Genomic DNA, 20,033 nt, shown 5'->3' on the forward strand with positions numbered 1-20,033 from the left:
TGGCACTGAACCGTTTTGGATATGTGTGCTCAAAATGGCTGGCGAAGGACATGTCGATGACCTGTTACGCTTTGGACGATGTCCGACCCCACCTTGCCGCAGACGCCTATGTCGCGCCGGGTGCGCAGGTGATCGGGCGCGTGACGCTGGGTGCGCGGGCATCGGTCTGGTTCAATGCGGTGCTGCGTGGCGACAACGATCCGATCACGATCGGGGCGGACAGCAACGTGCAGGATGGCGCGATGGTGCATGCCGATCCCGGCGTGCCGACGACGATCGGGGCGGGCGTGACGATCGGGCACCACGCGATCGTCCATGGCGCGACCGTCGGCGACAATTGCCTGATCGGCATGGGCGCGACGCTGCTCAACCGCGCGGTGATCGGTGCCGATTCGCTGGTCGGCGCGGGCGCGTTGGTGACGGAGGGCAAGAGCTTCCCGCCCGGCTCATTGATCGTCGGCAGCCCGGCGCGGGTGCTGCGGCCGCTGAGCGAGACGGAGATCGCCGGTCTCAGGCTGTCGGCGGCGACCTATGTCGCCAATGCCGAACGCTATCGCACCGGGCTGCGCGCGCTTCAGGCGTAGCGCGCCGACGCCTCCGCGACGAAGCGGGCGGTCTCGTCCGGCCGGGTGACGGGGATCATATGGCCGCCCTCGATCACGTCGATCCGTGCGCCGGGGATCGACGCGGCGGTGCGGTGGCCGTGCAGATCGGGGTCGAGGACATGGTCCTCGCGCGCGTAGAGGATCGACAGCGGCACGCGAAGGTCGCCGTAGCGCGCGGCGATCGCGCCGATGTCGCTGGCGGCATGCGACAGGTCCGCCGCCGCCGCCGCGATCGCCGCAGGGCGGGCGGACAGCGCGCCGCCGCCGCGGGTGACGAAGTCGGCGGGCGGCGCTTCGGGCGCGAAGACCGCGGCGAGCGTCCGTTCCGAGGTGAGGCGACTCAATGGCGTGGCGATCGTGCTCGCCATCAGCCGGCGCAGCGACGGCGGGATGGCGGCAAGGCTGCGGAACGCTTCGGGTACGCCGTCCTGCGGCTGGGTGAGGGGGCAGATCAGCGCGAGGCCGCGGATCAGCGCCGGATGGTCGAGCGCCAGCGCCAGCGCGATGGCGCCGCCCAGCGAATGGCCGACGAGCAACGGCCGGTCGATCCCCAACGCTTCGATGAAGCGCGCGACGATCCCCGCCTGTTCGACGATGTTCGGTTCGCGATCCTCGTCGGCGGTCGAATAGCCCGAGCCGGGACGGTCGACGAGGATGACGCGATGGTCCTTCGCCAGAATATCGAGCATGCCATAGCCGAAGTTGCGCAGCTGGCCGGCAAGGCCGTGGACCATGACGATCGCGGGGCCGGTGCCCTTGTCGACATAATGCAGCCGCGCGCCATCGACGCGGATGTAGCGGCCGTCGGGCGGCACCTGCCGCTCGGCATCGCGTGCGAGCCGATCCGAATAGAAGGAGAGCCCGAGCCCGCCGGCGACCGTCAGCGCCGCGCCGCCCACCAGGCTGCCGAGGGTCCAGCGTGTCGCGCTCTGCATGCCCGTCTCCGTCGCTCAAGGTTCGAAGTGACGAGGCGTAGCATGGATTGGGGCGCGGATCACGCGGTGGTGACGATCCCGTCGACGACGGTGACGGGCCATGCCGTCAGATGCTGGCCGACGCAGGGGCCGCCGACGCAGCGGCCATCCGCAATCGTGAACAGCGCACCGTGCCAATTGCAGGCGATGAGGTCGCCCGCGGGGGTGAGATAGTCGTCGAGCGTCTGCGTCAGCGGCACGCCGGCATGGGGACAGCGGTCGACATAGCCGACGACGCCATCGCCCTGCCGCACGACGAAGCCGTGAAAGCGGCCGGCGCGCATCTGGAGCACGAAATTGCGCGCCGTGCCGTCGGCGATGTCGGTCAGCGGGGCGAGCGCGACGCCGGCGGGAGTGGTGGAGAGGCGTTCGGTCACGCGTCCGCGTCGGGCTGGCGGCTGGGGTGGGCGGCTTCCGCCAGATCCGCGGTGCGCGCGGCGGCGGCGACCATGCGCGGGTAGGGCGTGGTGTCTACGCCGAACCGCTCGGCGGAATAGAGCGCCGGGACGGCGATACAATCGGCGAGCGTGGGGGTGTCGCCGTAGCAGAAGGTGCCGCCGTGACGCTCTGCAAGCGCCTCGAACGCCGCGAACCCCAGCCCCATCCAATGCGCCATCCAGGCGTTGACCTGCGTATCGCTCGCGCCGAAATCTTGGCGCAGCGCCTTCAGCGTGCGCAGATTGTGAAGCGGGTGGACGTCCGTCGCGATCGTCGCGACCATCGCGCGGACGATGGCGCGGCCGTTGGCATCGGCGGGCAGCAGGGCGGGGGTGGGGAAGCGATCCTCCAGCCATTCGAGGATCGCGACGCTCTGCGTCAGGATCAGGCCGTCGACCTCCAGCGCGGGCACCAGCCGCTGGGGGTTGAGCGCGGCATAATCGGGATCGGTGTGGCCCCCGGTGCGCAGGTCGTGGTTGACCTGTTCGTAGGCGATGCCCTTCAGCGCCAGCGCGATGCGCACGCGATAGGCGGCGCCTGAGCGCCAGTAACCGTGCAGGATCATGCCATTGGGTCCTTGGGCAGCTGGGCCTTCGGAAAGTCGTTCCACACCGCGTCGTAATCGAGCTGGGCGTGTTCGAGCGCGTATGTCGTCGGGCGATAGGGCCAGCAACTTTCCAGCATGAAGGCCATCGTGCCGTCGATTTTGTGGGGCTTCAACTCCGCCGCCGACGCGCCTTGCCAGCTCGCGACATCGGGGCCGTGGCCGGCCATCAGATTGTGCAGCGAAATGCCGCCGGGCGAGAAACCGTCCGCCTTGGCGTCATAGGCGCCGGTGATCAGGCCCATCGCCTCGCTCATCACGTTGCGGTGGAACCAGGGCGGGCGGAACGTGTCCTCCGCCACCATCCAGCGCGGGGGGAAGATCACGAAGTCCGCATTGGCGCGGCCGGGCACGTCGCTGGGTGAGGTGAGGACGGTAAAGATCGACGGATCGGGATGGTCGAAGCTGACCGTGTTGATCGTGTTGAAGCGCGACAGGTCGTAGCGCCATGGGGCGAGATTGCCGTGCCATGCCACCACGTCGAGCGGGCTATGGTCGAGCGTCATCGTCCACAGCGATCCCATGAACTTCTGGATCACCTCGGTCGGTTCGTCGCGATCCTCGAACCACGCGACCGGCGTTTCGAAATCGCGCGGATTGGCGAGGCCGTTGGCGCCGATGGGGCCGAGATCGGGCAGGCGGAAGAGGCTGCCGTGATTTTCACAGACATAGCCGCGTGCCGCGCCGTCGGGCAGCAGCGCGCGGAAGCGGACGCCACGGGGGATCAGCGCGATCTGGCCGGGCGCGACGTCGAGGCGGCCGAGTTCGGTCAACAGCTGCAGGCGGCCGGCCTGGGGCACGAACAGCAATTCGCCGTCGGCATCCATGAAGACGCGGGTGCTCATGTCGGCATTGGCGGCGTAGACGTGCATCGCGACGCCTTCGAGGTCTGCCGGATGCCGGTTGGCGAGCATCGTCGTCATGCCGTCGATCAGGTCGGTGCCTGGCGGCGACTCCGCGACCGGGTTCCAGCGCAGGCGGTTCGGCGCGAGCGGCGCGTCGTCGGTGCCGGGGGCGAAGCGCTTCGCGCCGTCGTAGCGCGTATAGGGCGGGTGCTCCGCGGTCGGACGCATGCGGTACAGCCACGAGCGGCGATTCTCATGGCGCGGTGCGGTGAAGGCGGTGCCGGAGAGCTGCTCGGCGTAAAGGCCGAAGGCGGGGCGCTGCGGCGAATTACGACCGATCGGGAGCGCGCCGGGGACGGCCTCGGTCGCGATATGGTTGCCGAAGCCGGGGATATAGTCGCTGCGGGGGTGGTGGTCGGTCATTGTTCTGGCGTCCTCTCCTGTTTCCACCACCCCGGTGTCGTACCGCGTTGTCGCCTGCTCCACATTCTTCGTCACTCCGGACTTGTTCCGGAGTCCACTTCCCCCCGAGGGAAAGGCTGGAGGCTCAGGCCTTCCCCTCGCCGCGGAGTGGACCCCGGAACGAGTCCGGGGTGACGGAGTGGATGGGGCGGGGTGACCCGATCCCATCCCATCCGACGTCACGGCGGCGCTTTCGCGCCGCACCGCGAACGAAGCTAAAGCTTCGTTCTTGGTCAGGCGTCGACCGTGATGACGCCGCGGCGGATCTGATCCAGCTCGATCGACTCATACAGCGCTTGGAAATTGCCGTTGCCGAAGCCTTCGTTGCCCTTGCGCTGGATGATCTCGAAGAAGATCGGGCCGACCATTGTCTCGGTGAAGATCTGGAGCAGCAGGCCTTCCTCGCCGACGTTGCCGTCGATCAGGATGCGGTTCTGGCGCAGGCGTTCCAGATCCTCGCCATGGCCGGGCACGCGCTTGTCGACGAGTTCGTAATAGGTCTCGATCGTGTCTTGCAGCTTGACGCCGCGCGCGCGCAGCTTTTCGACGGTGGTGTAGATGTCGTCGGTGGTCAGCGCGAGGTGCTGGATGCCTTCGCCGTTATAATCGCGGATGAATTCCTCGATCTGGCTCTTGTCGTCCTGGCTCTCGTTCAAGGGGATTCGGATCGCGCGATCGGGGGCGATCATCGCTTGGCTGAACAGGCCGGTCGCCTTGCCCTTGATGTCGAAATACTTCTGCTCTTCGAAGCCGAAGATCTGGCCGTAGAAAGCCGACCAGGTACGCATCTGGCCGCGGCGCACGTTGTGCGTCAGATGGTCGAGCAGGTCGAGGCCGACGTTGTTTTCGGCTTCCGCCTCCGCCGCGCCGGGCACCTGATCCCAGTCGTCGTAGACGCTGCCGTCGGCGCCATGGCGATCGACGAGGTACAGCAGCGAACCGCCGATGCCTTCCAGCGCCGGAATGCCGTCGAGCGACTGACCGGCGAGGGCCGGCTTGGCGCCGCGCGCGATCGCCGCGTCATAGGCGGCCTGCGCGTCCTGCACGCGGAACGCCATCGCGCTCGCCGACGGGCCGTGCGCCGCGCGGAAATCGGCGGCGTGGCCGCTGTCTTCGCGGTTGATCAGCAGGTTGATGCGGCCCTGCTTGTAGCGCGTGATGGCGCGCGTCTTGTGCGTCGAGGCGGGGACGAAGCCCAGCGCCTCGAACTGCTTGGCCAGCGCATCCGGATCGGGCGAGGTGAATTCGCAGAATTCGAAGCCGTCGAGCCCCATCGGGTTGACGTCGATATGGTCGTCGGTCTGGGCGGCATCGGTCATCAGTCTGGCCTTCCGAGATGGTATCATCCGTTACCAAACCCTGCGACATTGCCAAACTGGTGTCAACTGATACGAATGCGGCATGGCCGACCCATGCCCAGCCTCATCGCCCGCGCCATCGTTGGTTTTGGCCGATTTTATTCCGTACCGGCTGTCGGTGACGTCCAACCTGGTCAGCGATTCGATTGCGCGGACCTATGAGGCGTTGTTCGGGCTGACGATTCCGGAATGGCGGCTGATCGCGGTGATCGCGGAAACAGGCGGCATCACACAGCAGGCGATCGGCCGGGCCACGCGGATGGACAAGGTGACGGTCAGCCGCGCGGCGATCGCGCTGGTCGACCGGGGATTGCTCGACCGGCGCGGCAATCCGGAAGACCGGCGGTCGCACCTGCTCGACCTGACCGATGCCGGGCGCGACCTGTATGCGGTGGTGGCACCCAAGGCGCTGGACCTGGAAAGCCGCATCTTTTCGCAATTCCCCGCCGACGACGTCGCGCGGTTCATGGAGATGCTGCGCCGGGTCGAGGCGGTGACGCTGGCGCTCGACACCTGATCGCATCTTGCAGCGCGTTCCCACATCACGGACACCGCTCTGGCACATTCGTGCGACAATTGGCGTTTACGCGCCGGCCGGTCGCCACAGGGACGGCGGCGGGTAAGAGGGACAAGCAAATCATGCGGATCGTTGCGGCGATGATGGTGGCGGCAAGCTGGCCGGCGATGGCGCTGGCGCAAGAGGTGCCGGCGCCCGCGCAGGCCCCCGCGCCCGCTCCGACGCCAAATCCGACGACGCCTGCCCCCGCGGCAGCGACGGTCCAGGCCGCGCCCACGACCCCGGCGGCAGCACCCGCCGCCCCGGCGGAAGAGGACAGCGAAGAGGGCGATATCGTCGTCACCGGCCGCAAGCCGGTGGGCTCCGTCGTCGGCGACATTCCCGCCGAACAGACGCTGAGCCCCGCCGACGTGCGCAGTTATGGCGTCAGCAGCGTGTCCGATCTGCTCACCGAACTGGGGCCGCAGACGCAGAGCGGCGCGGGCGGACCGCCGGTGGTGCTGCTCGACGGGCATCGCATTTCGGGCTTCCAGGAAATCCGCGACATCCCGACGGAGGCGATCCTGCGCGTCGATATCCTGCCCGAAGAGGTCGCGCTGAAATACGGCTATACCGCCGATCAGAAGGTGGTGAATTTCGTGCTGCGCCGCCGCTTCCGCGCGACGACGGTCGAGCTGGCCGACAAGGGCGCGACCGAAGGCGGCAGCAACACGCCGCAGGGCGAGCTGGACCTGCTGACCATCCGCCAGGGCGCGCGGCTGAACATTCACAGCAAATATCAGCAGACGTCGGCGCTGACCGAATCGGAACGCGACATCACCGCCGCGTCGACCGAAGGCCAGACCAACAATTTCGACCAGCGGCCGTATCGCACATTGGTGCCGTTCAGCCGCAGCTTCGGCACCAACGCGACCTATGCCAAGACGATCGGCGAGGACATCAACGCCTCGATCAACGGCGAGATCGCGGCGACGCAGAGCACCGGCCAGTTCGGACTGCCGCTCGACGGCACAGGTACGCCGGTCAGCGGCGATCCGCTGCGCCAGCAGACCAACGGCGTCACCGGGCACCTCGGCACCAGCTTCAACGGGCGGCTGAGCCCGCGCTGGCTGTGGACGGTGACGGGATCGTTCGACCGCGCCGATACGCGCACGATCGGTGACACGGTCGCCGGCCGCGGCACCAACCGCGCGCATTCGGTGTCCAATGCCGGCGATCTGGAGGCGCTGGTCAACGGGCCGTTGTTCACGCTCCCTGCGGGCGACGTGACGACGGCGGTGCGCGTCGGCGCACAGACCAGCCAGTTCACCAGCAACTCGCTGCGCGCAGGCCTAGTCAGCGGCGGCCGGGTGTCGCGCGATCAGGCGAACGCGCGCGTCAACATCGACCTGCCGATCGCCAGCAAATCGCGCGCCGTGCTGCCGTTCCTCGGCAATCTGTCGATCAACGGCAATGCGGCGGTCAATCAGCTGTCCGACTTCGGCACGCTGACCGCCTATGGCTATGGCGTGAACTGGGCGCCGATCAACGCGATCCGCGTCATCGGGTCGATCAACCAGCAGGATGTCGCGCCGACCGCGCAGCAGCTGGGCAACCCGACGGTCGTGACGCCGAACGTGCGCGTCTTCGACTATGTGCAGGGCCAGACGGTGACGGTGACGACGATCAGCGGCGGCAACCCGGGCTTGCGCGACAGCAGCCGGCGGGTGACGAAGCTCGGCGTGACGCTCAGGCCGCTCGACCAGACCGACCTGACGATCATCGGCAATTATACGAAGCAGGATACGCGCAACCCGATCCAGGGCTTCCCGTCGCCGACCGCGGTGATCGAGGCGGCCTTCCCCGATCGCTTCACCCGTGATGCGGACGGCGAACTGACCCGGCTCGACACGCGGCCGATCAACTTCGCCCGATCCGAAAGCTCGGAATTCCGCTGGGGGATCAATTTCTCCAAGCCAATCAAGTCGAAGATCCAGAAGCAGATCGAGGCGTTCCGCGCCGGCACCGGACCCAATCCGTTCGCCGGCCTGCGTTTCCCGGGTGCGGACGGACGGCGACGGGGCGGCGGCGGTGACGGCGCCGGTTCGGGTGGGGGCGCAGGTGCCCCACCGGCGGGCGGCGATCAGGCTGCGACGCAGGGGACCAGCGGGCAGGCGGGTGACGGTTCCGGAGCGCGCCCGAACCAGCAAGCCGATGGGGGCGACCGGCCGCGGGGTGGCTTCGGTGGTCCGGGCGGCGGCGGGCGCGGCTTCGGCGGTGGCGGGTTCGGGGGACGTGGCGGCGCCGGTGGTGGTCGCGTCCAATTCGCCTTCTATCACACCTGGCATCTGGTCGAACGGCGGACGATCGCCAACGGCGGACCGGTGCTCGACCTGCTCAAAGGCGATACGCTGGGGTCGAACGGTGGCCAGCCGCGCCACGAATTCCAGGGGCAGGCCGGCTATTCCAACAACGGCATCGGCGTGCGCCTGTCGGCCAATTACGCCACCGGCACGCGGGTGAACGGCGGCACTGCGGCGAACCCGCAGACGCTCAACTTCTCGGGCCTCGCGACCGCGGATCTGCGCATCTTTGCCGATCTGGGGCAGCAACTCAGTCTGGTGAAGGCGCATCCGTGGATCCGCGGTACGCGCGTCACCTTCTCGGTCAGCAACATCTTCAACAGTCGCCAGCGTGTGACTGATGCGACCGGCGTGACGCCGATCAGCTACCAGCCGGATTATCAGGACCCGATCGGGCGGACGGTACGGCTGTCGTTACGCAAGCTGTTCTTCTAAAGGCCCAGCCGGCGGGCGAGCCAGGCCGCCGCCTGGTCGGGGGTCTGCTTGTCGGCGTCCCGGTCGACGCGATAGTTCGCCTCGCGCATCGCGGTCACCGGGATGCGGCCGACCAGCGGCTGGAGTGCCGCGACGAACGCGGCGTCCTTCGCGCGGCGCGGGGCGACGAGCAGCAGCGCGTCGTAGCTGGGGATGGCGTGCTTCGGGTCGGTGAGGACGGTCAGCCCGTCCGCGGCGATCCGGCCGTCCGAAGAGAAGGCGGAAATGACGTCCGCCTCGCCGCTGGCAAGCGCGCGGTACATGAAGGTTGGTGCGTAGGACTTGGCCGCCGCGAAGCGCAACGGATAGGCGCGGCGCACCGCCGCCCATTCGGGCCGTTCGAGGAATTCGAGGTCGCTGCCAAGCTTGAGCGAGGGCGCGGCGGCGACGAGGTCGGTCAGGCTGGTGATCGCCCGCGCCTTGGCGTCCGCTCCCCGCATCGCGAAGGCATAAGCGTTTTCGAAGCCCAAGGGGCCGACCAGGCGTACGCCGCTGCTGGCCTGTGCCCAGCGACCGATCGCGGCGACCATCGCGCGGCGATCCGGCACGTCGCTGCGGTGCATCTGGCCGTTCCACAGCGTGCCGGCATAATCGACGTAGACGTCGACATCGTTGCCGGCGAGCGCGCCATAGACCACCGCCGAGCCGAGGCCGTCGCGATAGCGGACGCTATAGCCGGCGCGGGTCAACCGATCGCCGATCAGCCGGGCGAGAATATATTGTTCGGAGAAGTTCTTGGCCCCGATCGTCACGACCTTCGTGTCGTTGCGTTGCCACAGCGGCGCGGTGGCGAGCGCGAGGCCGGCGACGAGCGCGATCAGCGCGCCGATCCACAGTGGCCGGCTGCGGTGCGCGATGCCGCGCTCGATCAGGCCGATGAGCGCGTCGGTGACGAGCGCCAGCCCGGCGGCGGCGATGCAGCCCGCCAGCACCAGCGCCCAATTCTGCGTCTGAAGGCCCGCGAAGATCATGTCGCCGAGGCTGGGCTGGCCGACCGTCGTGGAGAGCGTCGCCGCGCCGATCGTCCACACCGCGGCGGTGCGGATGCCCGCGACCAGCACCGGCAGCGCAAGCGGTGCCTCGACCAGGCGCAGCTTTTGCGCGGGCGTCATGCCGACCGCATCCGCCGCCTGGGTGACGGCGGGGTCGATGCCGACGAGCCCGGCGACGCCGTTGCGGATGATCGGCAGCAACGCATAGAGCGTCAGCGCGATCAGCGACGGCAGGAAGCCGAGCGCCGGGATACCGCCCCCCACCAGCCCCGACAGCCACAGCAGCAATGGGTAGAACAAGGCGAGGAGGGCGAGCGCCGGGATCGTCTGGATCAGGCTGGCAATCCCAAGGATCGCGGTGCCGATCCGTGGACGGCGCGCGGCGAGGATGGCGAGCGGCAGGCTAATCGCGATGCCGAGCGCCAGCGCCGCTGCCGACAGCAGGACGTGCTGGGCGAGCAGGGGCGGCACGCGGCCGAGCGCGGCGAGAAGGGCGTTCATCGTGCCATCTCGCGCAGCCGTTCGGCCTGATCGCGCGGCACCGCGACCAGCGCCTGCGCGGTCTCGCCGCCTTCGCCGCGCAGCAGCTGTGCGGGGGTGGCGTCCGCGACGAGCCTGCCCGCCTGCATCACCAGCACGCGGTCGGCGAGCAGCAAGGCTTCGGCCATGTCGTGCGTGACGAGGATCGTGGTGAGGCCGAGGCGATCGTGCAGCGCGCGGATCTCCTGCCCCAATGCATCGCGCGTCACCGGGTCGAGCGCACCGAACGCTTCGTCGAGCAGCAGCAATTTGGCACCCGGCGCGAGCGCCCGGGCGATCGCCACACGCTGGCGCTGCCCACCCGACAGTGCGTCGGGCCTGCGGCCGGCGAGTTCGCGCGGCAAGGCGACGAGGTCGAGCAGCGCGGGCACGTCGACGGGCGGCCCGCCGGCGATGCGCGGGCCGATCGCGATATTCTCTGCGACGGTCATGTGCGGGAACAGGCCGATCGACTGGAAGACATAGCCGATGCTCCGTCGCAGCGCCGGCGCGGGGCGGCTGGCGACGTCGGCATCGTCGATCAGGACGCGGCCGTCGCTCGGCACGACCAGACGGTTGACGGTCTTGAGCAAGGTCGATTTGCCGGAGCCGGAAGCGCCGACGAGCGCGACAAACTGACCCGCGGGGATCGTCGCTGAAACGCCATCGACCGCGACCGTGTCGTCGAACCTCTTGGTCACGGCATCGAAGCGGAGCGATTCTGCTGGCATCGGGGTCGACGATGCGGGATGCCTGATGCAAAGTCCAATAGGGAGAGCGAGATGGGCGAGCGGAAGGCGATCTTCATCACCGGTGGCGGATCGGGTATCGGCCGCGCGATCGGGCGGCTGTTCGCGAGCCGCGGCTGGCTGGTCGGCGTGGCCGACGTCAATTCGGGCGGCCTTGCCGAGACGCTGGCGGCGCTGCCGGGCGAGGGGCACCAGAGCTATGTGATGGACGTACGCGATCGCGATGCGTGGACAGCAAGCCTCGACGGCTTCACGCGCGTCAGCGGTGGGCGGCTCGACGTCTTGTTCAACAATGCCGGCATCGGCACGGGCGGGCCGATCGCAACCGCGAGCTTCGACGAGATCGACCGGACGGTCGCGATCAACTTCACCGGCGTGCTGAATGGCGCGCGGATCGGCCATGCGTATCTGGCACGGACGCCGGGGTCGGTGCTGCTCAACACCTCGTCGGCGTCGGGCATCTATGGCTCGTCGGGGCTCGCGACCTATTCAGCCACCAAGTTCGGAGTGCGGGGATTGAGCGAGGCGCTGGATGGCGAATGGTCGGCGGAGGGTATCAAGGTGCGTTGCCTGCTGCCGAGCTTCATCGAAACGCCGCTGCTGAACGGCGTATCCTCGGGCAGCAACCGCACCATCCGTGAGAGCGTGACTGGCGCGGGACTGGAGCTGACGCCGGTCGACGTGGTCGCGGAGGCCGCGTGGAAGGCGGTACATGGCGACGCGGTCCACACCTATGTCGGCAAGACCGCGGAGCGGATGCGCTTCGCCGCGCGCTGGATGCCGGGATCGCTGCGCAAGCGGATGCGGCGGGCGATGCGCTGATGGTTGCGGTGGCGCGCTGCGCATCCTCTCCGTCACCCCGGGCTTGACCCGGGGTCCCGCTTTCTATGCGGCGGCGTCGAAGAAGCGGGGCCCCGGCTCTTCGGCCGGGGTGACGGAGGGTAGGAAATGCGTTGCGGCTATTCGTCGACGATCGCGTCGATCGCCTCGGCCATGTCGATGTCGCGGTGGCTGAGGCCGCCGGCGTCATGGGTGGTCAGCAGGATTTCGACGCGGTTGTAGACGTTCTTCCATTCCGGATGGTGGTTCGCCTTTTCCGCCATCAGCGCGACCTGCGTCATGAAGCCGAACGCCTCGACGAAATCGGCGAACACCAGGCTGCGGGTGATCGCGTCGCGAGCCTCGTCATAATCCCATTCGGGCAGGCCATCGAGCGCATCGGCGCGGTCGGTTTCGCTGAGAGCCTCGATCATCCGGTCTTCCTTGCTGGAGGGCGTGGCGCCGGGGTATGGCCGTTATCATGGCGCTGCAAGAATCTTATAAGCAAGATGCTTTTGGCCCGGCGCCGGACGCCGACGCGATCGACGGTATCGCCCGCGACACGATCGCGCGGCTGCCCGCGGCGTTCGCGCAGCATCTGGGCGATGTCGTCCTGATCGTCGAGGAAGAGGCGGATGGCGAGACGCTCGCCGCGCTCGGCCTCGACCACCCGCTCGATCTGACCGGCCTGTATCACGGCCGACCGATCGGCGAGAAATCGGCGATGGAATCGGGGGCGCTCCCCGATCGTATCCATCTGTATCGGCAGGCGATCCTGGCGGAATGGGTGGAGACGGGCGTGCGGCTCGACGATCTCGTCCGCCATGTGACAATCCATGAGATCGGCCATCATTTCGGCCTGTCCGACGACGACATGCATGCGCTGGAAGAGGCGGCCGCGGATTGAGCGTCCTCCGGTTCGAGGATGTTGGCTGTCAACGCGGCGGCCGAATGCTGTTCGCGGGGATCGGCTTTGCGCTGGCGGCGGGCGGGGCCTTGTGTGTCACCGGACCCAATGGCGTCGGCAAGTCGAGCCTGATCCGCATCGCTGCCGGCCTGCTGCGGCCCGTCGAGGGCGCGGTGACGCGCGAGGGCGACGTCGCCCTGCTGAGCGAGATGCATGCGCTGGACCCGGAGCGCCCGCTGGCGCTGGCGCTGCGCTATTGGATCGGCGCGCGGACGGAGGCGGCTCTGGCGGCGGTCGGGCTGGCCGAGGCGGCGGCGGTGCCGGTGCGGCTGCTGTCGACCGGGCAGCGGCGCCGCGCGGGATTGGCGCGGGTCATCGGAACCGAGGCGCCGATCTGGCTGCTCGATGAGCCGGCGAACGGGCTGGACGCGGCGGGGGTCGCGTTGCTGGAGGCGGCGGTCGCGGACCATCGCGCGAAGGGCGGCATTGCGGTGGTGGCGACGCATCTGCCGCTGGCGCTGCCGGGCGCGCAGATGCTGGCGCTCGGCTGATGCGTGTGTCTGCGATCATCCTGCGCGACCTGCGGCGGGCGTGGACGGGCGGCGGGTTGCTGTGGCCGGTCGCCTTCTTCCTGCTCGTCGCAACGCTGTTTCCCTTTGCGGTCGGGCCGGATGCGGCGCTGATCGGGCGGATCGGCGGCGGCGTGATCTGGGCGGCGGCACTGCTCGCGGCGCTGCTGCCGGTCGAGCGGCTGGTCGCGCCCGATGTCGAGGCGGGGGTGATCGATCAATATGCGGTGCGGGGCATGCCGCTGGCGCTGGTCGCCTTCGCCAAGACGGTCGCGCACTGGCTGGGCTTCGCGCCGCCGTTGATGCTGGCGGCGGTGATCGCGGCCGGTCTGTTCGATCTGCCGGCGGCGACACTTCTGCGTGTCGAGGCGGGGTTGCTGGTGGGAACGCCGGGCCTCGCCGCTCTGGCGGTCGCGACATCGGCGTTGGTGACGGGCCTGCGCGGAGGGGGTGGCGTCGCAGGCCTCGTCATGCTGCCGCTCGCGATCCCGCTGCTGATCTTCGGCGCGGGATCGCTCGACTCTGGGGTGGGGGCGCTGAAGCTGCTGGGCGCGGTCAGCCTGTTGCTGACGGCGGGCGCCCCCTGGATCGCCGCCGCGGCGATCCGAGCAGGGATGGACTAGGGGAAGATCAGCCCTGGGTGTTGTCCGATGCATAGACCATCGCGGCCGCAGTTCCGGTTGCCGGTTTCAAGTGAAACCATTCGGGACGGTCGATCGCGGTCAGAAATGCCAGTACCGTCAGGCCGAACATCAGCAGCGCTAGTCTGCCCCACAGCGGATTGGGAGGGCTGTCGTCGGTGTTGGTCTTGGCGATATCGTCGTCAAGCTGCATGATAAGCCTCTCTGTCTGCCGAAGCTGAGATATAGGCACATCAAGTCTTCTGATCGACGAGCGTTCCGTTACGTTTTCTTGCTGCGTCGCACCATGGCGATGGGGCGACGCATTTCGGCCGGTGAGACGAGCCGCTAGCGGCTCCAGCGCGCCCAGATCGCGGTCGGCAGCGTCAGGCCGCGGGCCTCTTCGCGCACGCCGAGCTCGCCCGCTTCCACCTTGCCCGGCAGATCGGCGAACAGCTGGCGCATCAGTTCCTGCAGCGCGAGCGCCGACATACGCACCGCGTAGACGGTGAGGAACAGGAAGCGGCTGTCGGCATCGAGCAGGCGGCGGCAATCGGCGAGCAGGCGAGGCAGGTCTTCCTCCAGCCGCCATACTTCGCCCTCGGGCCCGCGGCCGTATTTGGGCGGATCGAGCAGGATGCCGTCGTAGCGGCGGTTGCGGCGCACTTCGCGCGCGACGAATTTCGCCGCATCGTCGATGATCCAGCGGACCGGCGCGTCGCTCATCCCCGACAAGGCCGCATTGGCCCGCGCAGCCTCGACCGATTTCTTGGAGGCGTCGACATGGACCATCTTCGCGCCTGCGGTCGCCATCGCCAGCGTGCCGACGCCGGTATAGCCGAACAGGTTCATGCATTCGGGCTGGTCCATGTCGGCGACCTGTTCGCGCATCCAGCTCCACACCGGTGCCATGTCGGGGAAGAAGCCCAGGTGGCGGAAGGGCGTCGTCTGCGCGGTGAAGCGCACCTCGTTCCACTTCAGCGGCCAACCTTCGCGCGGCACGGGTTCGGCAAAGACCCAGCGACCGCCGCCGTCCTCGTCGCTGGCGGGCAGGAACTCGCCCTGCGCCTTCCAATTCTCCGACGCGGGCGCCCACATCGCCTGCGGTTCGGGGCGGATGAAGCGGAAGCGGCCGTAGCGCTCCAGCTTGCGGCCGTTCCCCGAATCGACCAGGCCATAGTCGGCCCAGGGTTCGCCGATCAGCGTGTGGAGCGTCATGCGCGGGGGCGCGCCCGCTCGGCGATATAGGCCGTCACCGCCTCGAACGTGCCGGGCAGGTGGGCGCAACGCTCTTCGCGATCGAACAGGTCGCCGACGCGGGCCGGCAGCGCAGGACGCTGGCCGGTCGCACGCTCCACTGCATCGCCGAACTTGGCGGGGTGGGCGGTGGCGAGCGTCACCATCGGCGCATCGCCCGCCTGCGCGCGTGCGGCGGCGAGGGCAATGGCGGTGTGCGGGTCGACGATCTGGCCCGCCGCGTCGTGCGCCCAGCGCATCGCCAGCGTCATGTCGTCCAGGTCGACGCGGGCGCTGGCGAACAGCGAGGCACCGGTCTGCTGCGCATTGCTGAGCCGCATCGCGCCGCTCGATTCGAAGCCACGCATCTGGTCGGCCAGCGCGGCGCCGTCGCGCCCGCCGAGGTCGAACAGCAGGCGTTCGAAATTGGAGCTGACCTGGATGTCCATCGACGGCGTCGGCGTCTGCTGGACAATGCCCTTGCTGTAATCGCCCGCCGACAGCGCGCGGTGCAGGATGTCATTGACGTTGGTCGCGACGATCAGCTTGGCGACCGGCAGGCCCATCCTCGCCGCGACATAGCCGGCGAAGACGTCGCCGAAATTGCCGGTCGGCACCGAAAAGGCGACGGCGCGGTCGGGCGCGCCGAGGCGGACCGCGGCGTAGAAATAATAGACCACCTGCGCCATCAGCCGCGCCCAGTTGATCGAATTGACCGCGGACAAATGGAAACGCCCGGAGAAACCGGGATCGTTGAACATCGCCTTCACCAGCGCCTGCGCGGTGTCGAAGTCGCCGTCGATCGCGATGTTATGGACGTTGGGGGCGAGCACCGTCGTCATCTGGCGGCGCTGCACGTCGCTGACCCGGCCATGCGGGTGAAGCATGAAGATATCGACGCCGGCACGCCCCGCCAGCGCATCGATCGCCGCCGATCCGGTGTCGCCGCTGGTCGCGCCGACGATGGTCAGATGGTCGTTGCTGCCCTTGAGGAAGCGTTCGAACAGGAGGCCGAGCAGCTGCAAGGCCACGTCCTTGAACGCGAGCGTCGGGCCGTGGAACAGTTCGAGCAGCCACTGGTCGTGGTCGAGCTGGACGAGCGGCGTGACCGCGGCATGCGCGAAACGGCCATAGGCCTGCGTACAGAGCTCTTTCAACTCGGCCGGCGTCAGCGCGTCGCCGATGAAGGGCGTCATCACCGCGACTGCGGTATCGACATAGGACAGGCCGGCGAGGTCCGCGATCTGCTCGCGCGTGAAGCTGGGCCACGCGTCGGGCAGGTACAGGCCGCCGTCCGACGCCAAGCCGGCGAGGGTGACGTCGCGGAAATCGAGGGCGGGAGCGGCCCCGCGGGTGCTGACGTAGCGCATGGCGGCTGGGTAGCGGCGCGGGCGCGACGGGGCAACGGCGGGTTTTCTTGGGCGTGGTGCGGCTGGGCTATCGGCGTGCGAACGCGGCGGCGGCGTGCCGATTCGCGGCGATTCGGGCGCGGAAGTGGACGAAGTGGACGGTACGTAAGTGTCGAAATCGCCCATCGGCCCAGTGCGGGAGGGCACGGGGACGGCAAAGCGACGGTCGGACATGCCGCCGTCATAGCGGATCGGCGGCGTGTAGGACAGACGGGCGATGGCGGCGGGGCCGCGCGGCGTCGACGGGTCTGCAGTCTCGCTGCGCCGGATCGCCATGCTTCGTGTCGGTGATTCACGCGAAGACGCTAAGACGCGAAGAAGAAGAGGGTTGTTCACGCGGAGGCGCGGAGGACGCAGAGGGGGGTGCGCCTGCCGCGTCGGTGGGCTGCTTTCCTACGGCCGAGCGAGACAAGAACAGTGCGCCGCGGCGCACGAGAGACCTCCGCGTCCTGCGCGCCTCCGCGTGAACGGTCTTTCCTTTGCGTCTTCGCGTCTTCGCGTGAAGGAATGCCGATCCGTCCTGGTGGGTAAGTGATTGGCTTTGCCTTGTCTCGAAACCCTCCGCGCCTTGGCGTGACACCGGACTGTCATGGTGCTGGAGGCGCATGACTATCGAAGGGGCGATTGGCGCCGGCCCGGCGAACGGATTAGACGATCGGCCACCCCGTTCGTTATCGAGGCGCTATCCCATGACCCTCCCCGACCTGTTGCTGCCGACCTATGCCCAGATGCTGCGCGCGCTGTCGTCGTGGCTCGAAAAGGCGGGCGCGGGGCGGGAGGATGGTGGGGATGGGCTGCTGATTGCGCGGCTGGCGCCGGACATGTTCCCGCTGGCGACGCAGGTGCGCTTCGCCTGCGTGCAGGCCTATGAGGGCGTCGCCCGGCTGCGCGACGCGCCGCTGCCCGATGTGGTGCAGACGTTGCTCGCCGAGGGACGCGGCGCGGCCGAGGCGCCGGGGACGCTGGCCGACGCGCAGGCGCGGATCGCCGAGACCATCGCGATGGTCGAGGGGGCGGCGGGGGCGATGCCGGCGGTCGATCCGGCGCGCGCGATCGCGCATGCGCTGCCGCAGGGCATGATCTTCGATCTCAGCGCCGAGCAATATGCCCGCGACTGGGCGATCCCGCAGTTCTATTTCCACGTCATGACCGCCTATGCGATCCTGCGGGCCGAGGGCGCGACGCTGGGCAAGGCAGATTATGTCGCGCACATGTTCGCCTATCTGCGCCCCGGCACGATGCGCGGATGAGTAGGTTTGTACTCCGTCACAGACCTAATCTGCCAGAATGAGCAATTGATTGCATTTTTTTGGACAGTATCCGCCAGTTTCGGGTGAGGATGCTGACGTTCCGTGTCGTCATGACAGCAACGACAAGCTCGTCGTGAACCGAGGGACGAACCACGCATTATGCCGGAACCGATCAAGCCGCCCCCCGCCCAGTTTCTGCGCGACGACGTGATCCGTGGGGGGATGGACCTGTTGCTGTTTGCGCACAAATCGCACCTGCGCCATTCCGATGCCGAACTGACCGCCATGGGGCTGGGCCGGGCGCATCATCGCTGCCTGTATTTCGTCGGACGGCGACCCAATCTGTCGGTGGGCGAGTTGCTGGGGCTCTTGGGCGTGACCAAACAGTCGCTGGGCCGGGTGCTCGGCGCGCTGATCGACAACGGCCTGATCGAACAGCGCCCGGGCGAGGCGGATCGCCGCCAGCGCCTGCTGCGCCTGACGCCGGCGGGTGAGGATCTGGAGCGTCGCCTGTTCAGCGGGCTGCACGCCAACATGAGTCGCGCCTATGCCGCCTCGGGTGAAGAGGCCGTCAGCGGCTATTGGACGATGATGCAGAATCTGATGAGCGACGACGCGCAGGCGCAGTTCAAGGCTTTCCACGCGGGGTGAGGGCGTGGGGCGGCGGTGCGCCACGCCCGCCGCCCCGTTCCGGCGTCAAAAGGGCAGGGGCTGCCGATCGGGTTCGACCCAGTCGCGGCGCGCGGCCACGCTGAACAGCGTATCGCGATGCCAGTGATCCAGCAGCCAGTCCGGGTTGCCTGGCCGCGATGCCATGAGCGCGGTGAGCACGCGATGCAGCGGTGCGTCCGGCGCGTAGCGCTCCAGATAGTGCGCCGCGGCCCGCATCGACGCGCAGGTGATGGTGTGATGGTAGCCGCTGCTATCGGTGTTGGCGGTGAGCGTCGCGTCATTGTAGCGCGAGATCAGCGTCCGCATGCCCTGCGGCGTGGCCAGGTCGGGACGATGGCGATACAGCCACAGCGCGGCGGCGAAGTGCGCGGCGTGCGTCCAGTCGCGCTTGGGTAATGTGCGATCGATTACGCCCAAAGCGATGCGGGCGATGGCCGCGTCCGTCGATATCATCATGCTTGGCCTTCCTTCGTCAGGCCCGACTGGCACAAAAAACCCCGCCGGTCGGGCGGGGTGGGTCGTGTCGGGACGGATAGGATGGTCAGCCGCTCCGACATCCCCACACACGCGCGAACACCGCCGTCATGACGCGGTGATGTTGGATCGAGGCGATCGCGCAGGTCATGTCGATGGGATAAGGGACATGGGGATCGCGCTCAAGGCGGCACCCGCCTACCGTCGCCGGCGCAGTGCCAGCGCGTAGATCGTTGCGGCGATGGCGGCGAAGAGGAACCACTGGACGGCGTAGGACAGATGGTTGTTCGGCACCGACGACAGATCGGGCTGGCCGTTGGCGGCGAGGCCGGGGGCGGGGCGATCGGCGACGATCATCAGCCGCTGCGGCGTATGATCGAACAGCGAGCCGATCAACGAGCGGGCGTCCGGCGCATGGCTGATGAAGCCGGTTACCGGGCCGCCGGTCCAGGTGCCCTTGTAGGCGGGATCGGTGGTGGTGCCGAGCTGGACGAGCATGCCCGGCCCCTCCGCGCCCGTCGCGCAGTCCGCGATCAGGCGGAAGCCGGCCTTGCCCGCGCCGGCGAGCCGCTGACCGGTGACGCGGACGCACAGGCCCGAGGCGCGGCGGAACAGCAGGCGGTCGTCGGGGAATTGCGGGAAGGCGATGGGCGGCTTGGCTGGGTTGGCGGCGAGCTGCGCGAGATACGCCTCCTTCTTCGGCGCGCGGTCGAGCAGCTGCCAGAGGCCGAGGCCGATCATCGCGGCCACCGCGAGCGCGACGACGATAGTGGGGATCAGGGGAATGCGCTTCATGGGGTGGAGTCGCTGCGGGACTCGTCGATGCGGCCTTCGCGCGCGGCGTTCCTATATTCGGCGGCGAGCAGCGCGGCCTTGGCGACGCGGAGCGACCAGATCACGCCCGCCGCGGTGACGGGAATCCAGATCAGCATGTGCAGCCACAGCGGTGGGTGCAGCGTCAGCTCGAGCGTGATCGCGCCGGCGACGACCAATGCGCCTAGGATCAGCGTCAGGAAGGCGGCGGGCCCGTCCCCGACGTTGAAGCGGGTGAAATCCAAGCCGCAGCCCGAACAGCGATCCGCGAACTTGACCCAGCCGGCAAACAAAAGGGGCCGGCCGCAACGCGGACACAGCCCCTTCAACGCGACCTCGGCAATCGCAGGCGAGGATACGGGCGTCGGATCGGTCATGCGACGCC

Annotated in this window: 23 protein-coding genes; 9 read left to right on the top strand and 14 right to left on the bottom strand. The window is 68.4% G+C overall.

All coding sequences use genetic code 11. From position 1 onward, the window contains the following. Positions 1-56 precede the first annotated feature (56 nt). A complete protein-coding gene (locus GGR47_RS07000; RefSeq protein WP_183949483.1) occupies positions 57-584 on the top strand; it encodes a gamma carbonic anhydrase family protein in 528 nt (175 codons plus the stop codon). Here GGR47_RS07000 and GGR47_RS07005 read toward each other — a convergent pair. The 5 genes from GGR47_RS07005 to hppD form a co-directional block, all read right to left on the bottom strand. Continuing rightward, positions 575-1,540, bottom strand: coding sequence for an alpha/beta fold hydrolase (locus tag GGR47_RS07005; RefSeq protein ID WP_183949484.1), 966 nt, complete (start codon positions 1,538-1,540; stop codon positions 575-577). The genes GGR47_RS07000 and GGR47_RS07005 overlap by 10 nt on opposite strands. A gap of 59 nt (positions 1,541-1,599) precedes the next feature. Then, entirely contained in the window at positions 1,600-1,956 is a 357-nt protein-coding gene (locus GGR47_RS07010; protein WP_147036458.1) for a Rieske (2Fe-2S) protein, read from the bottom strand. Next, positions 1,953-2,582 (bottom strand): maleylacetoacetate isomerase, encoded by a 630-nt coding sequence (maiA, locus tag GGR47_RS07015; RefSeq protein ID WP_147036457.1) that lies wholly within the window; start codon positions 2,580-2,582, stop codon positions 1,953-1,955. Before maiA ends, GGR47_RS07010 begins: the two co-directional genes overlap by 4 nt. After that, positions 2,579-3,889, bottom strand: coding sequence for a homogentisate 1,2-dioxygenase (gene hmgA / locus GGR47_RS07020; protein ID WP_147036456.1), 1,311 nt, complete (start codon positions 3,887-3,889; stop codon positions 2,579-2,581). The genes maiA and hmgA overlap by 4 nt, the downstream gene beginning before the upstream one ends. A 272-nt stretch (positions 3,890-4,161) precedes the next feature. Further along, on the bottom strand, positions 4,162-5,247 hold the full coding sequence (gene hppD / locus GGR47_RS07025) for a 4-hydroxyphenylpyruvate dioxygenase (RefSeq protein WP_147036455.1): 1,086 nt from the start codon (positions 5,245-5,247) through the stop codon (positions 4,162-4,164). Positions 5,248-5,329: 82 nt separating this feature from the next. Between hppD and GGR47_RS07030 the strand changes: the two genes are divergently transcribed. After that, complete coding sequence (locus GGR47_RS07030) at positions 5,330-5,803, top strand: MarR family winged helix-turn-helix transcriptional regulator (protein WP_172436182.1); 474 nt, start codon at positions 5,330-5,332, stop codon at positions 5,801-5,803. A 122-nt stretch (positions 5,804-5,925) separates the two neighbouring features. Further along, positions 5,926-8,580, top strand: coding sequence for a TonB-dependent receptor (locus GGR47_RS07035; protein WP_147036454.1), 2,655 nt, complete (start codon positions 5,926-5,928; stop codon positions 8,578-8,580). On the opposite strand, the gene GGR47_RS07040 is transcribed toward GGR47_RS07035, so the two are convergent. Beyond that, positions 8,577-10,112 carry an ABC transporter permease/substrate-binding protein gene (locus tag GGR47_RS07040; protein WP_147036453.1) on the bottom strand — a complete coding sequence of 512 codons (1,536 nt, stop codon included), beginning with the start codon at positions 10,110-10,112 and terminating at the stop codon, positions 8,577-8,579. The genes GGR47_RS07035 and GGR47_RS07040 overlap by 4 nt on opposite strands. Beyond that, the gene (locus GGR47_RS07045; RefSeq protein ID WP_147036452.1) at positions 10,109-10,861 is read right to left on the bottom strand and encodes an ATP-binding cassette domain-containing protein; all 753 of its coding nucleotides are present in this window, start codon (positions 10,859-10,861) and stop codon (positions 10,109-10,111) included. The genes GGR47_RS07040 and GGR47_RS07045 overlap by 4 nt, the downstream gene beginning before the upstream one ends. A gap of 51 nt (positions 10,862-10,912) precedes the next feature. Here GGR47_RS07045 and GGR47_RS07050 point away from each other — a divergent pair, with 51 nt between their 5' ends. After that, positions 10,913-11,701, top strand: a complete 789-nt coding sequence (locus tag GGR47_RS07050; RefSeq protein WP_147036451.1) for an SDR family oxidoreductase — start codon at positions 10,913-10,915, stop codon at positions 11,699-11,701. Between the two features lie 137 nt (positions 11,702-11,838). Here the strand turns inward: GGR47_RS07050 and GGR47_RS07055 are convergent, their stop codons facing one another. Continuing rightward, positions 11,839-12,132, bottom strand: coding sequence for a 4a-hydroxytetrahydrobiopterin dehydratase (locus GGR47_RS07055; protein WP_017980223.1), 294 nt, complete (start codon positions 12,130-12,132; stop codon positions 11,839-11,841). A gap of 35 nt (positions 12,133-12,167) precedes the next feature. On the opposite strand from GGR47_RS07055, the gene GGR47_RS07060 reads away from it, so the two are divergent. From GGR47_RS07060 to GGR47_RS07070, 3 genes are read left to right on the top strand one after another with little or no spacing between them, the layout of a single operon-like run. Beyond that, the gene (locus GGR47_RS07060; protein WP_147036450.1) at positions 12,168-12,605 is read left to right on the top strand and encodes a metallopeptidase family protein; all 438 of its coding nucleotides are present in this window, start codon (positions 12,168-12,170) and stop codon (positions 12,603-12,605) included. Then, positions 12,602-13,156, top strand: coding sequence for a heme ABC exporter ATP-binding protein CcmA (gene ccmA, locus GGR47_RS07065; protein ID WP_147036449.1), 555 nt, complete (start codon positions 12,602-12,604; stop codon positions 13,154-13,156). The genes GGR47_RS07060 and ccmA overlap by 4 nt, the downstream gene beginning before the upstream one ends. Continuing rightward, positions 13,156-13,797 carry a heme exporter protein CcmB gene (locus GGR47_RS07070; protein ID WP_147036448.1) on the top strand — a complete coding sequence of 214 codons (642 nt, stop codon included), beginning with the start codon at positions 13,156-13,158 and terminating at the stop codon, positions 13,795-13,797. Before ccmA ends, GGR47_RS07070 begins: the two co-directional genes overlap by 1 nt. A 7-nt stretch (positions 13,798-13,804) precedes the next feature. Here GGR47_RS07070 and GGR47_RS07075 read toward each other — a convergent pair whose 3' ends face one another. The 3 genes from GGR47_RS07075 to thrC all read right to left on the bottom strand — a co-directional run bounded on the left by GGR47_RS07075 (position 13,805) and on the right by thrC (position 16,400). Beyond that, entirely contained in the window at positions 13,805-14,008 is a 204-nt protein-coding gene (locus GGR47_RS07075; protein ID WP_147036447.1) for a hypothetical protein, read from the bottom strand. A gap of 134 nt (positions 14,009-14,142) precedes the next feature. After that, positions 14,143-15,012 carry a class I SAM-dependent methyltransferase gene (locus GGR47_RS07080; RefSeq protein WP_147036446.1) on the bottom strand — a complete coding sequence of 290 codons (870 nt, stop codon included), beginning with the start codon at positions 15,010-15,012 and terminating at the stop codon, positions 14,143-14,145. Beyond that, positions 15,009-16,400, bottom strand: a complete 1,392-nt coding sequence (thrC, locus tag GGR47_RS07085) for a threonine synthase (RefSeq protein WP_147036460.1) — start codon at positions 16,398-16,400, stop codon at positions 15,009-15,011. The genes GGR47_RS07080 and thrC overlap by 4 nt, the downstream gene beginning before the upstream one ends. Before the next feature lie 728 nt (positions 16,401-17,128). On the opposite strand from thrC, the gene GGR47_RS07090 reads away from it, so the two are divergent. Then, positions 17,129-17,689, top strand: a complete 561-nt coding sequence (locus GGR47_RS07090) for a DUF1993 domain-containing protein (protein WP_147036445.1) — start codon at positions 17,129-17,131, stop codon at positions 17,687-17,689. Between the two features lie 159 nt (positions 17,690-17,848). Beyond that, a complete protein-coding gene (locus tag GGR47_RS07095) occupies positions 17,849-18,340 on the top strand; it encodes a MarR family winged helix-turn-helix transcriptional regulator (protein WP_017980215.1) in 492 nt (163 codons plus the stop codon). A 45-nt stretch (positions 18,341-18,385) separates the two neighbouring features. Here the strand turns inward: GGR47_RS07095 and GGR47_RS07100 are convergent, their stop codons facing one another. The 3 genes from GGR47_RS07100 to GGR47_RS07110 all read right to left on the bottom strand — a co-directional run bounded on the left by GGR47_RS07100 (position 18,386) and on the right by GGR47_RS07110 (position 20,025). Continuing rightward, complete coding sequence (locus GGR47_RS07100; protein ID WP_147036444.1) at positions 18,386-18,817, bottom strand: hypothetical protein; 432 nt, start codon at positions 18,815-18,817, stop codon at positions 18,386-18,388. 216 nt (positions 18,818-19,033) lie between these two features. Then, positions 19,034-19,630 (bottom strand): SURF1 family protein, encoded by a 597-nt coding sequence (locus GGR47_RS07105; protein WP_147036443.1) that lies wholly within the window; start codon positions 19,628-19,630, stop codon positions 19,034-19,036. Continuing rightward, the gene (locus GGR47_RS07110) at positions 19,627-20,025 is read right to left on the bottom strand and encodes a DUF983 domain-containing protein (RefSeq protein WP_147036442.1); all 399 of its coding nucleotides are present in this window, start codon (positions 20,023-20,025) and stop codon (positions 19,627-19,629) included. Before GGR47_RS07110 ends, GGR47_RS07105 begins: the two co-directional genes overlap by 4 nt. Positions 20,026-20,033 lie beyond the last annotated feature (8 nt).

The sequence above is a fragment of the Sphingomonas aquatilis genome, from assembly GCF_014196115.1.
GTDB lineage: Bacteria > Pseudomonadota > Alphaproteobacteria > Sphingomonadales > Sphingomonadaceae > Sphingomonas > Sphingomonas aquatilis.

What these genes read in the sequence shown, in the direction of transcription:
- GGR47_RS07050 (WP_147036451.1), top strand. Translation starts at nt 10,913, where the DNA reads ATGGGCGAGCGGAAGGCGATCTTCATCACCGGTGGCGGATCGGGTATC.
- GGR47_RS07090 (WP_147036445.1), top strand. Translation starts at nt 17,129, where the DNA reads ATGACCCTCCCCGACCTGTTGCTGCCGACCTATGCCCAGATGCTGCGC.
- GGR47_RS07045 (WP_147036452.1), bottom strand. Translation starts at nt 10,861, where the DNA reads ATGCCAGCAGAATCGCTCCGCTTCGATGCCGTGACCAAGAGGTTCGAC.
- GGR47_RS07110 (WP_147036442.1), bottom strand. Translation starts at nt 20,025, where the DNA reads ATGACCGATCCGACGCCCGTATCCTCGCCTGCGATTGCCGAGGTCGCG.
- GGR47_RS07040 (WP_147036453.1), bottom strand. Translation starts at nt 10,112, where the DNA reads ATGAACGCCCTTCTCGCCGCGCTCGGCCGCGTGCCGCCCCTGCTCGCC.
- thrC (WP_147036460.1), bottom strand. Translation starts at nt 16,400, where the DNA reads ATGCGCTACGTCAGCACCCGCGGGGCCGCTCCCGCCCTCGATTTCCGC.
- GGR47_RS07100 (WP_147036444.1), bottom strand. Translation starts at nt 18,817, where the DNA reads ATGATGATATCGACGGACGCGGCCATCGCCCGCATCGCTTTGGGCGTA.
- GGR47_RS07035 (WP_147036454.1), top strand. Translation starts at nt 5,926, where the DNA reads ATGCGGATCGTTGCGGCGATGATGGTGGCGGCAAGCTGGCCGGCGATG.
- GGR47_RS07080 (WP_147036446.1), bottom strand. Translation starts at nt 15,012, where the DNA reads ATGACGCTCCACACGCTGATCGGCGAACCCTGGGCCGACTATGGCCTG.
- GGR47_RS07060 (WP_147036450.1), top strand. Translation starts at nt 12,168, where the DNA reads ATGGCCGTTATCATGGCGCTGCAAGAATCTTATAAGCAAGATGCTTTT.
- GGR47_RS07055 (WP_017980223.1), bottom strand. Translation starts at nt 12,132, where the DNA reads ATGATCGAGGCTCTCAGCGAAACCGACCGCGCCGATGCGCTCGATGGC.
- GGR47_RS07095 (WP_017980215.1), top strand. Translation starts at nt 17,849, where the DNA reads ATGCCGGAACCGATCAAGCCGCCCCCCGCCCAGTTTCTGCGCGACGAC.
- hmgA (WP_147036456.1), bottom strand. Translation starts at nt 3,889, where the DNA reads ATGACCGACCACCACCCCCGCAGCGACTATATCCCCGGCTTCGGCAAC.
- GGR47_RS07075 (WP_147036447.1), bottom strand. Translation starts at nt 14,008, where the DNA reads ATGCAGCTTGACGACGATATCGCCAAGACCAACACCGACGACAGCCCT.
- GGR47_RS07105 (WP_147036443.1), bottom strand. Translation starts at nt 19,630, where the DNA reads ATGAAGCGCATTCCCCTGATCCCCACTATCGTCGTCGCGCTCGCGGTG.
- GGR47_RS07005 (WP_183949484.1), bottom strand. Translation starts at nt 1,540, where the DNA reads ATGCAGAGCGCGACACGCTGGACCCTCGGCAGCCTGGTGGGCGGCGCG.
- GGR47_RS07070 (WP_147036448.1), top strand. Translation starts at nt 13,156, where the DNA reads ATGCGTGTGTCTGCGATCATCCTGCGCGACCTGCGGCGGGCGTGGACG.
- GGR47_RS07030 (WP_172436182.1), top strand. Translation starts at nt 5,330, where the DNA reads ATGGCCGACCCATGCCCAGCCTCATCGCCCGCGCCATCGTTGGTTTTG.
- maiA (WP_147036457.1), bottom strand. Translation starts at nt 2,582, where the DNA reads ATGATCCTGCACGGTTACTGGCGCTCAGGCGCCGCCTATCGCGTGCGC.
- hppD (WP_147036455.1), bottom strand. Translation starts at nt 5,247, where the DNA reads ATGACCGATGCCGCCCAGACCGACGACCATATCGACGTCAACCCGATG.
- GGR47_RS07000 (WP_183949483.1), top strand. Translation starts at nt 57, where the DNA reads ATGACCTGTTACGCTTTGGACGATGTCCGACCCCACCTTGCCGCAGAC.